11 protein-coding genes are annotated in these 12,324 nt (G+C 54.5%); 5 read left to right on the top strand and 6 right to left on the bottom strand.

Translation table 11 applies throughout. The features are described from left to right. The first annotated feature begins 150 nt into the window (after window positions 1-150). Window positions 151-1,545, top strand: a complete 1,395-nt coding sequence (gene dbpA / locus ACIQW9_RS03975; RefSeq protein ID WP_402337860.1) for an ATP-dependent RNA helicase DbpA — start codon at window positions 151-153, stop codon at window positions 1,543-1,545. Window positions 1,546-1,564: 19 nt separating this feature from the next. Here the strand turns inward: dbpA and ACIQW9_RS03970 are convergent, their stop codons facing one another. From ACIQW9_RS03970 to ACIQW9_RS03960, 3 genes are read right to left on the bottom strand one after another with little or no spacing between them, the layout of a single operon-like run. Then, the gene (locus ACIQW9_RS03970) at window positions 1,565-1,780 is read right to left on the bottom strand and encodes a hypothetical protein (protein WP_011871176.1); all 216 of its coding nucleotides are present in this window, start codon (window positions 1,778-1,780) and stop codon (window positions 1,565-1,567) included. Between the two features lie 60 nt (window positions 1,781-1,840). Beyond that, a complete protein-coding gene (locus ACIQW9_RS03965) occupies window positions 1,841-2,962 on the bottom strand; it encodes a methyltransferase (RefSeq protein ID WP_402333220.1) in 1,122 nt (373 codons plus the stop codon). A 2-nt stretch (window positions 2,963-2,964) separates the two neighbouring features. Beyond that, window positions 2,965-3,189 (bottom strand): hypothetical protein, encoded by a 225-nt coding sequence (locus ACIQW9_RS03960; protein ID WP_402333217.1) that lies wholly within the window; start codon window positions 3,187-3,189, stop codon window positions 2,965-2,967. Between the two features lie 316 nt (window positions 3,190-3,505). On the opposite strand from ACIQW9_RS03960, the gene ACIQW9_RS03955 reads away from it, so the two are divergent. Then, on the top strand, window positions 3,506-4,450 hold the full coding sequence (locus tag ACIQW9_RS03955) for a DnaJ C-terminal domain-containing protein (protein WP_402333214.1): 945 nt from the start codon (window positions 3,506-3,508) through the stop codon (window positions 4,448-4,450). A 156-nt stretch (window positions 4,451-4,606) separates the two neighbouring features. After that, window positions 4,607-5,977: a nucleotide 5'-monophosphate nucleosidase PpnN gene (gene ppnN / locus ACIQW9_RS03950; protein ID WP_402333211.1), complete on the top strand. Its 1,371-nt coding sequence runs from the start codon at window positions 4,607-4,609 to the stop codon at window positions 5,975-5,977. 8 nt (window positions 5,978-5,985) lie between these two features. Here the strand turns inward: ppnN and ACIQW9_RS03945 are convergent, their stop codons facing one another. Continuing rightward, window positions 5,986-8,328: a DUF1631 family protein gene (locus tag ACIQW9_RS03945; protein WP_402333208.1), complete on the bottom strand. Its 2,343-nt coding sequence runs from the start codon at window positions 8,326-8,328 to the stop codon at window positions 5,986-5,988. 260 nt (window positions 8,329-8,588) lie between these two features. Further along, complete coding sequence (locus tag ACIQW9_RS03940; protein ID WP_402333206.1) at window positions 8,589-9,323, bottom strand: pseudouridine synthase; 735 nt, start codon at window positions 9,321-9,323, stop codon at window positions 8,589-8,591. 197 nt (window positions 9,324-9,520) lie between these two features. Here ACIQW9_RS03940 and hisC point away from each other — a divergent pair, with 197 nt between their 5' ends. Beyond that, window positions 9,521-10,588 (top strand): histidinol-phosphate transaminase, encoded by a 1,068-nt coding sequence (gene hisC / locus ACIQW9_RS03935; RefSeq protein ID WP_402333203.1) that lies wholly within the window; start codon window positions 9,521-9,523, stop codon window positions 10,586-10,588. Window positions 10,589-10,729: 141 nt separating this feature from the next. Continuing rightward, a complete protein-coding gene (locus ACIQW9_RS03930; RefSeq protein ID WP_041322337.1) occupies window positions 10,730-10,942 on the top strand; it encodes a DUF2970 domain-containing protein in 213 nt (70 codons plus the stop codon). 75 nt (window positions 10,943-11,017) lie between these two features. Here the strand turns inward: ACIQW9_RS03930 and ACIQW9_RS03925 are convergent, their stop codons facing one another. Next, the gene (locus ACIQW9_RS03925) at window positions 11,018-11,938 is read right to left on the bottom strand and encodes a methyltransferase domain-containing protein (RefSeq protein WP_402333200.1); all 921 of its coding nucleotides are present in this window, start codon (window positions 11,936-11,938) and stop codon (window positions 11,018-11,020) included. Between the last annotated feature and the right edge of the window lie 386 nt (window positions 11,939-12,324).

Below are 12,324 nucleotides of genomic sequence, written 5' to 3'. Positions count from 1 at the left end.
GCACCGCGATATCAATTTTTCATAATGCGGAGTGCTGTCTTTAATCATGAAAGATGCATTCTCTTTACACTGGTTTTCCGCATGTTTTTCATGCGCCTGCCCATGCCTGTTAGACTGCGTGTCCATTTCCGCATCACGCAAGCTCCCAACATGAATCCAAGTTCCTTCGCCGCCCTCGCCCTTTCCCCTCCGATGTTGAGCAATCTCGACGCACTCGGCTATCGGGAGATGACTTCCATACAGGCGCAAAGCCTGCCGGTAATATTGCAATTACGCGATCTGATTGCGCAGGCAAAAACCGGCAGCGGCAAGACGGCGGCTTTCGGTATCGGCATGTTGCAGAAATTGAACCCGACCTGGTTCGCCATTCAGGGGCTGGTGATTTGCCCCACCCGTGAACTGGCAGATCAGGTATCGAATGAGTTGCGCCGGCTGGCGCGCTTTGCAGACAACATCAAGATATTGACTCTGTGCGGCGGCGCACCGATGCGGCCGCAAATCGCCTCGCTGGAACATGGCGCGCACATCGTGGTCGGCACACCCGGACGTCTGCGCGATCACATCAGCCGCAATACGATCAATCTGTCCACCGTACAAACGCTGGTGCTGGATGAAGCCGACCGCATGGTCGATATGGGTTTTTATGAGGAGATCGCCGGCATCGTCAGCGCCTGCCCCGAGCGTCGTCAGACCCTGCTGTTTTCTGCGACCTACCCGGACGATATCCGCAAGGCCAGTGCTGAATTCTTGCGCGATCCGGTTGAAGTCAAGGTTGAAGCACAGCACGACGACAGCCAGATCGAGCAGCGGTTTTATGAAGTCGGCTACGACGACCGCAACGCCGCCGTCGCCACGCTGCTGAAACATTACCGCCCCGTATCGACGCTGGCATTCTGCAATACCAAGATTCATTGCCGCGAACTGGCCGCCGAATTGCGTGCGCAAGGTTTCAGCGCACTGGCTTTATATGGCGAGTTGGAGCAGCGCGAACGCGATGAAATTCTCGTATTGTTCGCCAATCAAAGCTGTTCGGTGCTGGTGGCGACTGACGTTGCCGCACGCGGACTGGACATTCAATCGCTGGGGGCGGTGATCAACGTGGATGTATCGAAAGATACCGAAGTGCATATCCATCGCATCGGTCGTACCGGTCGCGGCCAGGACAAGGGATTGGCGCTCAGCCTGTGCGCACCGAACGAAAAGAAATGGGTCAAGCTGATCGAGGAATACCAGCAGAAGCCTGCGCAATGGTTCGACCTGAAATCTGCCGAACCGGCGGAAGGCGGCGACTTGCACGCACCTATGGTGACGCTGTGCATCATGGGCGGCAAGAAGGATAAATTGCGCCCGGGCGATTTGCTCGGCGCCCTGACCGGCGATGTCGGCTTGACGAAAGATCAGGTCGGCAAGATCAATGTGTTTGAATTCATGACCTATGTGGCGCTGGATCGCCGCGCCGCAGACAAAGCCTATGCAAGTTTAAGCAATGGCAATATCAAGGGGCGCAACTTCAAGATGCGCTTTATCGAAACCAATAACGGATGACACTGCGCGGCTGATGGCATCAGTGATGGTGCGACCAGTTGCCATCACCCGAGCTTATATAGGATTCGACCGCATCTTTCTGGCCGGTCGCGTAGCGCATGACCTCGCCGCAAGTGCATATCCCCTGATACGGCTGGATATGCGAACAGGCGGAAACTTTTTGTAAAAATACCTGAACCGGTTTTGTGCATTTCTTGCACTTGAAGGTCAATATGCGGGCTGGTTTGTTAGCCATCTTGATTCCTGAATGAATTGAATACGACGCTGCATCCGGCAGCGTCGCTATTATAAAAGATCAGCGTGCGGCAAGACGCCACAGCGATGTGATTTCAGCCGAACGCGCATGATGCAGCGGATCGCTTTCATCCGCTGCCTTGGCATGGTTCGGTTTGGTGTCCATGCGCTTGATCACCTTCAAGCCGGCATCGGCGATCATTTGCAGCAAGGTTTCGCGCGATCGCAATCCGAGGTGTTCCGCCAGATCGGACAGGATCAGCCAGCCTTCGCCTTTCGGCTCCAGATGCGCTGCCAATCCGTTTAAAAAACCGCGCAACATGCGACTGTCCGGATCGTAGATCGCATGTTCAATGGAAGAATTCGGTCGCGCCGGTATCCACGGCGGATTGCACACGATCAGCGCAGCTTTTCCCGGCGGGAACATATCTGCTTCGATCACTTCCACCCGATCGCGCACATCCAGCCGCGTCAGATTTTCGCGTGCACAAGCCAGCGCCCGCGCATCCTGATCCGTCGCGATCACTTTTGCCACGCCGCGATGTGCCAGCAAGGCGGCGATCACGCCGGTGCCGGTGCCGATATCGAATGCCAGACTGGTAGTCGGCAATGGCGCCTCTGCAATCAGGTTCAGGTATTCGCCGCGTACCGGCGAAAACACACCGTAATAAGGATGTATGCGCGCCTGCAGCGCAGGAATTTCCACGCCCTTGCTGCGCCACTCATGCGCACCGATCAAGCCGAGTATTTCGCGCAGGGAAACCACGAACGGCCCCTGACTCGCGCCATAGGCTTCGTTGCAAGCGAGCCGGATATCCGGCGCCCGGCGCAACGCGATCGTGTAATCGGCAGCCACTTCTATCAGCAGCATGCCTAACGTGCGGGCGCGCTGCGATTGTGCCTGCCGGTGCAGATTGAAGGCATCCAGCGGCGAAGTCGCCGCCTTGCGCGGTTTTCTTTCGGTACGGCGCGCCAGCGCCTGCAGCAACTGTCGTGCATTCTGATAGTCGCCGCGCCACAGCAAGGCATTGCCTTCGCTGGCCAGACGGAAGGCCGAATCGGCCGTCATTCTGTCGTCCGCAATCTGCACGCGTTTGGGGGCGGCGCTGCGGTTTTCCGATTGCCAGCGCGCCGAACGTTCTTCACCCGCTTCATTCCAGGAAATAATTGAATGCTCGCTCACGATTATTTCTTGAAGATTTCAGGATTGGATTTATTGCGCTGCTCGAAAATCGTTTTTGCATCCTGCACCGCCCGCTCCTGCGTGCGCATGGCGGGATCGTCATCATGCAGCGTGAAAAAATCGCCAGCCTGTGCACGCATCACGTATTTGATCGCGGCGGCATCGCTGAGATCGTACATTTCAGTCAGCAAGGTGGTCACTTCATCCAGATATTCTTCGTAGGTCATAAATCTTTTCAACTTTAAAAATGTCGTTTATTGAACGAAGTAGAGAGTATGCCCTTCAAAGCTGTGTCTACATAGCTGAATTGTGGCCTTTCTGTTTTCATCCGGGCAACACAAATCATGATCAAGGAGTAGATGCAAGCGGATGGCAGCTGATTTTTTTGACCATTGCGTTAATTGACAAGCAATAGTTGCCCTATTCATCCCTTAGACGGCCGGGCAGCAATGTCAGAATACTCTTGCAGAAAGTGCCATTTACCGCACAGAACAATTTCCGGAACGATTGATCCGCTCAGCTGATAGTGACGAAACCTGACAAATGAAATCAAGAAATTATTACCAGACGCTAGGTGTGCCGCGCGATGCCACGCAGGAAGTGATTAAAAACGCGTACCGCAAACTGGCGCGCAAATATCATCCTGACGTGAGCCGCGAAGTGCATGCCGAACTCCGCTTCAAGGAAGTCGGCGAAGCATACAAGGTCTTGAAAGACCCGGAAAAACGTCTGGAATACGACCAGATGTCCGGTTTCTTCCATACCCGCAGGGAAAGCCCGCAGCCGCAAGCGTCGCGCAGCTATGGCTTCGACTCGCAAAAAGAAACACGAACGGAAACCAGGTCCGCCAAACGCAACGACGACAATTTCAGCGATATCCTGGATGAAATGATGGGCCGCCCCAATCCGACGCCGCCCAGATACCGCAGCATCAATGTGCACGGCAGCGATCAGCATGCAAAAGTGCAGATCGATCTGGAAGATACCTTCCACGGCACCGCATGCAATATTTCAATGCCAACCTATGTCACCGATGAATACGGCATGCCCATGGTTTCCAAACGTACACTGAAAGTCAGTGTGCCGAAAGGCATACGCGGCGGGCAGACCCTGCGCCTGGCCGGCCAGGGCTTTCCCGGCATGGGAGAAGGCAAGGCTGGCGATCTGTATCTGGAAGTGATGATACGTCCGCATCGCCGCTATCGCGTCGAAGGGCGCGACATCTATTTCGACATTCCGCTGACTTCCGCCCAGGCAGCAGTCGGCGCCACCGTCAATGTGCCGACGCCGGAAGGTTCGGTTCAGCTATCGATTCCGTCGGGCTCCATGCCAGGTCGCAGATTGCGCCTGAAAGGCAAAGGCATTCCGGGCGATCCGGCCGGCGATCTGTATGCCGTCATCGTCAATGTCCCGACGTCCGTGCATACGATGGTGGCGCAAAAAGCATATCAGGCGCTGAAAGCGGCCTTCAGTTTTGCACCGCACTAGGGCTCTGGCGTATACATTTCCTTGCCGACCGCCCTGCACCCACAGGCAAACCAGTTGCACATCTTCTCCCCTCCGGCAACACGCAAGCCAGACGGCACACCCGTTTGCGCATTAGAATGATGCACCTGATCACTCTCATTCGGAAGTTAAGCACTCATGGCATACGAAGTAGTCGATACACAACTCTCACCGGAAGGCCGCCTGGACATCCTCTCCAAGGCCGAAGTACAAAGACTGCTGGACACACGCAACGGCGGGCTCTACCAGCTGTTTCGCAACTGTGCGCTGGCCGTGCTCAACAGCGGCAGCAGCACCGATGACGGCAAGGAACTGCTGGAGCGTTATCAATCCTTCGACATCAACATCATCCAGCGCGAGCGCGGCATCAAGCTCGATATCAAGGGTGCGCCGGCCAGTGCTTTCGTTGACGGCAAGATGATCAAGGGGATACACGAACATCTGTTTTCGGTATTGCGCGACATCCTCTACATTCATGACGAAATCCTGTCCAACCCGACCTTCGATCTCGAATCCTCGGCCGGCATCAGCGATTCCGTCTTCAGTATTTTGCGCAATGCGAATGTGCTGCATCCCAATCTGAACCCCAAGCTGGTGGTTTGCTGGGGCGGCCATTCGATTTCCCGTGAAGAGTACGACTACACGAAAAAAGTCGGTTACCAGATCGGCTTGCGCGACATGGATATCTGCACCGGTTGCGGGCCCGGCGCAATGAAGGGGCCGATGAAAGGCGCCACCATCGGTCACGCCAAGCAGCGCATCCCGAACGGGCGCTATCTCGGCATTTCGGAACCCGGCATCATTGCCGCAGAAGCGCCGAATCCCATCGTCAACGATCTGGTCATCATGCCGGATATCGAAAAACGCCTGGAAGCGTTCGTGCGCGCCGGCCACGGTATCGTCGTTTTCCCGGGCGGCGCCGGCACGGCGGAAGAAATCCTCTACATACTCGGTATCCTGCTGCATCCGGACAACGCCAATCTGCCCTTCCCGCTGATCTTTACCGGCCATGCGGCATCCGCTGAGTACTTCCGCCAGATCGACCAGTTCATCGGCGTGACACTGGGGCCGGATGCGCAAAAACTGTACAAGATCATCGTCGACGATCCGGAACGGGTGGCGCAGGAAATGCAAATCGGTGTCGCCCAGGTACGCGAGTTCCGCAAAAGCAAGGGCGATGCGTATTACTTCAACTGGACTTTGAAGATAGACCACGCATTCCAGCAGCCCTTTGTCCCTACGCATGAAAACATGCGCAATCTGTCCCTGCACAAGAAGCAGGAAAACCATTTGCTGGCGGCCAATCTGCGGCGTGCCTTTTCCGGCGTGGTGGCAGGCAACGTCAAGGATAGCGGGATACGTTCGATCGAAAAACACGGCTTGTTTGAAATCAGCGGCGACCGCGAAATCATGGAGCCGATGGATGCGCTGCTGGCATCATTCGTTGCGCAAAACCGGATGAAGCTGCCGGGCAAGGCTTACGTGCCCTGCTATCGCATCATCAAATAGTTCTTTGCCTAGACGGTCAGTTGCTGCTGCGCGTTATCAGTGCTCAGCAGCGACTGGATGGCGCGCTCGAACAGCGGCGCATATTCGATCATGCCGATCGAACCTTCACGCAAGCCCTTGATCAGCGATATCGACGAGTAGATCAGCAAACGCGGCTTCTGCTCCGCGGCAGCCTGAAATACATAGAATGATTGCTGCTGATTGACCCACATCAGGCGTGCCGGTTCGTAGGCTTTGTCCGCCCACCATTCAACAGCCGTACCAAGCTGCATGCCGCCCAGCCAGCTGACATCGGAATTGAGCAAGGTACCGATATCGCTATCAAGATGCAGATGTGCTGCCACATCGAATTTCTGCAGCATTGCCTGCAGGCGGATATGCGGCACGGTCGGCGCATGGATGGCAGCATTTTCTGCAGGGGCGCCACCGATGCGCAAGCTTGAAAAATGCTGGTGCAGGCTTTCCATCGACGTAGACGCCTTCAAGGGCACCGTTTGTATCATGCCCAGCACATGCGCATGCATGGCGATCAGATCGTCAATCGCCTGCTTGGTATCGTTTTCCGACAAGGCGATCAATTTCATGCCGCTCTTGAGCTGCTTGATCAATCTCGGCAACAGCTTCATCAAGGCGCTGCGCTCGGTCACATCGTGCTGCTGCACACTCCAGATCAGTTCTGCAATGGCATCGCGATACGGCCGCTTGTCTATGCTGTCATCTTCATCCACATGCACCAGCACGCGCGCCCAGATCTTGATGAGGAAATCGACTGCGCGCTGATCGGTTTGCACCGTGAGCAGGCGTTCACGCAAGGCATTCACGGTTTCGACCACCAGCACGTCCTGTCGCAGCGGATCTTTCTCGGCTTCTTCCAGTGCATCGATTGCATGCGCAAGATCAGCGTCCGTCTCGCGCAGAATCTGCGCTACCGCTGCATCGAGCTGTGTCAGCGCAGCGCTGAAAATCGTCATGTCCGATTTGAAATCGTTCAGAACCTTATCGACCACACGCATCATCTCCAGCCGAATCTCGATACCGGGCGAACTTTGCGCATCCAGTTCGACGGCCAGCGATGCCATGCGATTCAATAATTTTCTGAGTGGGTGTTCGGCCAGTTCCAGAATATGCGGCGCCTGCATGGTGGCTCGCAGAAACGGCACCTGCAAGCGCACAATCACACTGCGGAATGCGGCAGGAATCGAGCTGTCCTTGCCGATGTAATCAAACAGCATGGCGACCATGTCCATGGAGACGCGCTCCATTTCACTCAACCGTTCGGTTTCCAGTTCGCTGTGCAAATCAAGTAGATGGATGGCATCGTCTTGCGTTGCAGCGCTGTTGAGCGTTTCCCGCTGCAACCGATGCAACTGGCTGGTCAATGGATGCGGCTTGGACGATTCATCCTCAGCACACTGACGGTAAATATTGGCCTGTCCATCGGAGGAACGCACATTCGACGGGGCGCGATCCTGCGCCGTCTGATTGAATATTTTCCAGACAAAATCCTGCAAGTTCGCCTGACTTTCCTGCTGCGGTGTACGCAACACGTTATGCACATCGGCAGAACGCTGCTGCAACAAGGACTGTACGCGTTCCATCGACGGCGCTACAGATGGCTCGCCTGAATAATTGCCACCGCCCTGCACGATGACGGTATTGGAAAAACCCGGCAATCCTTCCAGCATCTCGCGATCACGCCGGCTCATCGATGATGGGCGCGCCAGCAGCCGTGCATGCACGCCGTTAGACTCAAACACTTCGCGGATGGCGGCAAAGTAGTCGGGCAACTGCGTTGCCAATGCGCCGGACAGATGATCGAACAGCATCGCGCACAGATCGCTGGTGCTGCTCATTTCACACAGTACATCGTGCAAGGCACGCGCCATCAGATAGGGGCGAAACGGATTTTCCCTTTCGCGCACATCGTGTTCGTCATGCAGCTGCGCAATCATCAGGTTCAAGCGGCCCAGACTGAGTTGATCTGCGTCGCGCAAACGCAGGACGCGGCGTTCCACTTCGATTTGACGCACGATGGTTTCGTCGTCGATCAGGGCCCAGGTATCGGCCGAGACATCTTGCAGTCCCTGGCGCAAATCGCGATACATGGTTTGCATGCCGCGCTCGACATAGCCGCAGTAACTGGCGTACAGGCGCTTGAGAAAAACCGGCCCCTGCGTTGCCAGCCATTCCTTGGCGGCGGCAAATGTTTTCTGTTCATGCACCGTGGTGGCGGTGAGAGCCTGTTGCGCGACGCTGGTAGTCGCATCCTGCAGCATGCGGATGGCAAGAGCGGAAAATCGGAATAGCGCACGTTCCTTGGCCAACTGGATCACAGGTTTGATGGCGTGCATTACCGTATTTGTCTCCGCTGAAAATTTGATGCAAACATGAAATTAATCATATCTCAACAAGCCTGGTGTTGATATCCAATTTTGTTTTTCGCATACATCTTTAACTGAATTTAACGATTCAATCAATCACTGACAAACATGCTCCGGAGCATTGATTCAGTACAGGACATTTCATGACACGGCTGAATGCGTATGAAAATTTCGCATGAGAAAGTATTGTTACGATTTTTACGCACGGAGATGCTGCAGAAAAACGCCTGTCAAGCCTCGGCAGAAGATGCTGAAGGTCTGAGCAAAGCCAGCTGTTCCGCATCCAGATAAGTCCACTCGCCTTCTTCCAGTCCCAGCGACTCCAGCGTCAACTCGCCTATCGCCGCCCTGTTCAAGGCTGAGCAATGATTTCCCGCTGCGGCCAGCATGCGCTTGACCTGATGATATTTACCCTGCTCCAGCACAATCTCGATCTGATGCTCAGCCAGCATGCGGCAAGTCTGTGCCGCCAGTGGCGCCGGTTCATCGTGCAGTTGTACGCCACCCAGCAATTGCGCGATCAGTTCCGGCGTCACCGGATCGTGCGTAGTCGCGACGTATATCTTGGGAATATGTCGTTTCGGCGAAGATTGCGCGTGTATGAAAGGGCCATCATCCGACATCAGCAGCATGCCGGTCGTATCGTGATCCAGCCGGCCTACCGGCTGCAGATCGCGCCAGGTGAATTGCTCCGGCAGCAAAGTCAGCACGCCGGGGTGGTGGCTGGGCTTGCGCGAACATTCAAAATTCGCCGGTTTGTTCAGTACGATGTAGACGTGTTCGCGATAGCGCCACACTTCATCGAAGATCGTGAATTCAAGATCAGTCGTATCGACCGCAGTCTTGAAATTATCGACAACTTCGCCATTGATGCTGACTTCACCGTCCTCGATCAGGCCACGGCAATATTTTCGGGTGCCGAAACCCTGCGATTGCAGGATGCGGTCTAGGGTCAATTTACTCATGGCGGCACTCTACCAGAATGGCCGAAAATTATCAGCCGCCAGAGGAGAAAATACTCTGTCGACAGATGTCATTGCGTCATCACATGCAGCAAAAAATGCATTGCCGCGGCTCGCTCCAGGGCCGCAATTTTCTATTTAGCGACTGCGCACGATAAAATGGGCGTATCTATCAATAAGCATCAAAAGGAAAAGCAGTCATGAGTCAGTTCTGGAGCCCTATCGTGCAAACACTCACGCCGTATGTACCGGGTGAGCAACCGAAATTGCCGGGCTTGATCAAGCTTAATACCAATGAAAACCCATATCCGCCGTCGCCCGCCGTCACGGCGGCCGTGCATGCAGTGACAAGCGATGCCTTGCGCCTGTATCCGGACCCTGATTCATCCGAACTGAAGCAGGTATTGGCGCAGTACCACGACGTGCAGCCAAATGAAATTTTCGTCGGCAACGGCTCGGATGAAGTGCTGGCCTTTACCTTCATGTCCCTGCTCAAGCATTCAGCGCCCCTGCTGTTCCCCGATATTACCTACAGTTTTTACCCGGTCTATGCCAGATTGTTCAGCATCGATTACGTGGAGGTGCCGCTGAACGCGGCGATGGAAATCGACATCGCAGACTATGAAAACCAGTCCTGTAGCGGCATTATTTTTCCCAATCCGAATGCGCCTACCGGCATCCTTGCGCCGCTGGCGGCAATTGAAGCACTACTGATCAAACAGCCGAACGCGGTCGTCGTCGTCGACGAAGCGTATATCGATTTTGGCGGTGAAACGGCGATTCCGCTGATACGTAAATACCCGAATCTGCTGGTAGTGCGCACCCTCTCCAAATCGCGCTCACTGGCCGGTTTGCGTATCGGCTTTGCGATGGGCCATCCAAAACTGATCGAGGCGCTGGATCGCGTCAAAAACAGCTTCAACTCCTACCCGATGGACAGGCTGGCGCTGGCTGGCGCAGTCGCCAGTTACGGCGATGAAGCATATTTCCGGAAGACCAATGCAGCCATCGTGGATAGTCGCGAACAGATGACGGCAGCGCTGGAAAAACTCGGCTTCTCGGTATTGCCTTCGCATGCCAATTTCATTTTTGCGCGCCACGAGTCGTATGCCGCCGTTCAGCTGGCGGCCGGCTTGCGCGAACGGGCCATCATCGTGCGTCACTTCAATCACCCCCGCATCAACCAGTATCTGCGCATCAGCATAGGCAATCCGGACGAATGCAAAATGCTGATCCAGACGCTGACGCTGCTGACCTCGGCCCATTAAGAATCAAGGAATGGAATCTGCTACGGGAAATATGGAAGTATCTGATTCTGTTCGCCGACACTAACAGGCTGTATGCTGTCAGACAGGAAAGCCACGGGCAGACATAGCCTGCCGCAAGTGGACAATTTTGAAGGAAACATGATGCCGGAACCAAGCAAGAAAACGCATGAAAAGACCTCCTTTCTGGCCACGATGGGAGCCATTTTCTGGTCTTTTATCGGATTGCGCCGCCGTTCGGATTATGAGAAGGATGTCACCGGGCTCAATCCGTTTTACGTCCTGATCGCTGCGCTGATCGGCGTTTCCCTGTTCATCGGCATCCTGCTGCTCGTCGTATCGCTGGCATTGAAGTAGTTCATGCTGATCGAATAAAAATGGCGAGCCTTGCAGCTCGCCATTTTTATTTTCAGGCTCAAATGACTATTGCGCTCAGGCAGCAATGGTTTCGGTTTGCTCTTCAACGGTAAAGATGGCTGCATCGCCTGCACGTATCGAGGCTTGCAGAGATTGGATGGAGCAGCCTGCGCGATACGCGAAACTGACACATAACTGATCACCGGCCTTGACCGTGAGTGCTTGCGCCAGTGGCAGGGTCATATAGTGATTCAGCCAGTCTATGGTGGTCGATTGCTCCATCACGACGGCAAGAATGTTCTTGGTCACGAAACGCAAGGCATTGACGACACCATCGTTTTCAATCACAAACGCACCTTGCCAGCGTATATCCTCAGCAACGTTTTGCGTAAAATCCAGCATCGTATAGACCGCAGGTGGCGCCAGTTCGATACTGCCGGCCTGCTCAAACGTCGCCTCGCGAAACTGCACGATAGGCGCGTTGTAGCCTTCAAAGCAGTAATCCTGCTGTAAAGGCTGGACTGCCATGATCATTGCTTCCGGAATAAAAATCGGCAAAGGTCCGCCGAATTTTTCCAGATAGCGCTGTTTGAAAGCCTCAATAACCTGCACTTGCTTCTCGCGCACCATCGCGACGTGGATCATTTCGCAGATCACGACATCAACGGGTTCCGGCGGCAAATAGTCAAAGGCATCGGCCTCGACAACTTCAACCTTGTGTCCATTGACGTTCCTCGACAAGAAGGTGCGCGCTTCCCTGACCAGATCGGGATTGTATTCAACGCACCAGACTTTTTCAGCCTTGGCTGCTGCGAACCATGACAGCACACCAGTGCCGCCACCCAACTCCAGCACCTTGGCTCCAGGCGCAACCAGATGATCAATTGCGGCTTTGAAGCCCGTCATTCGCCGATTATCCATCAACATGTTGTGGTGGTAATGCACAGGGATGAATTGGCCCAGATAGGAGCTTTCAAGTTCGCGTTCAGTCAGCATGGCATCATCCTCGTCAATTGTCGTTTGCGTACGATTCCACTGGAACAGGTACGTGAAGCATCATTATGGTGAACGTCACAACAAAGCAAAGGGCAGAGGTATGGAGGTTTTACCCAGCTATCCGGCTAATTGAAAGCACGGGCGGCCCATAGAAAACGGGCTCAAGCGAGAGTGCTTAGTAAGTTGATGATTAAAACAAGGGCGGATCACAAGAATGTGACACCGCTGCATTACATTGCAGCGGACATCACAAACGAACGAAAACGCGTTGGGCAGACCGGATGACACTTTTACCTTCGTTCGCATTAAAAATATGATGCGCCCTTGACCATCACGGCACTATAATTTTTGACAATTTTTCCTCGTCAAAAATAATTTATCGTCTC

Source organism: Herminiimonas sp. NPDC097707 (genome assembly GCF_044761395.1).
Lineage (GTDB): Bacteria > Pseudomonadota > Gammaproteobacteria > Burkholderiales > Burkholderiaceae_D > Oxalicibacterium.
This window is presented reverse-complemented; position numbering and strand designations above follow the sequence as displayed.

What these genes read in the sequence shown, in the direction of transcription:
- ACIQW9_RS03930 (WP_041322337.1), top strand. Translation starts at nt 10,730, where the DNA reads ATGCCGGAACCAAGCAAGAAAACGCATGAAAAGACCTCCTTTCTGGCC.
- ACIQW9_RS03940 (WP_402333206.1), bottom strand. Translation starts at nt 9,323, where the DNA reads ATGAGTAAATTGACCCTAGACCGCATCCTGCAATCGCAGGGTTTCGGC.
- ACIQW9_RS03925 (WP_402333200.1), bottom strand. Translation starts at nt 11,938, where the DNA reads ATGCTGACTGAACGCGAACTTGAAAGCTCCTATCTGGGCCAATTCATC.
- ACIQW9_RS03945 (WP_402333208.1), bottom strand. Translation starts at nt 8,328, where the DNA reads ATGCACGCCATCAAACCTGTGATCCAGTTGGCCAAGGAACGTGCGCTA.
- hisC (WP_402333203.1), top strand. Translation starts at nt 9,521, where the DNA reads ATGAGTCAGTTCTGGAGCCCTATCGTGCAAACACTCACGCCGTATGTA.
- dbpA (WP_402337860.1), top strand. Translation starts at nt 151, where the DNA reads ATGAATCCAAGTTCCTTCGCCGCCCTCGCCCTTTCCCCTCCGATGTTG.
- ppnN (WP_402333211.1), top strand. Translation starts at nt 4,607, where the DNA reads ATGGCATACGAAGTAGTCGATACACAACTCTCACCGGAAGGCCGCCTG.
- ACIQW9_RS03970 (WP_011871176.1), bottom strand. Translation starts at nt 1,780, where the DNA reads ATGGCTAACAAACCAGCCCGCATATTGACCTTCAAGTGCAAGAAATGC.
- ACIQW9_RS03955 (WP_402333214.1), top strand. Translation starts at nt 3,506, where the DNA reads ATGAAATCAAGAAATTATTACCAGACGCTAGGTGTGCCGCGCGATGCC.
- ACIQW9_RS03960 (WP_402333217.1), bottom strand. Translation starts at nt 3,189, where the DNA reads ATGACCTACGAAGAATATCTGGATGAAGTGACCACCTTGCTGACTGAA.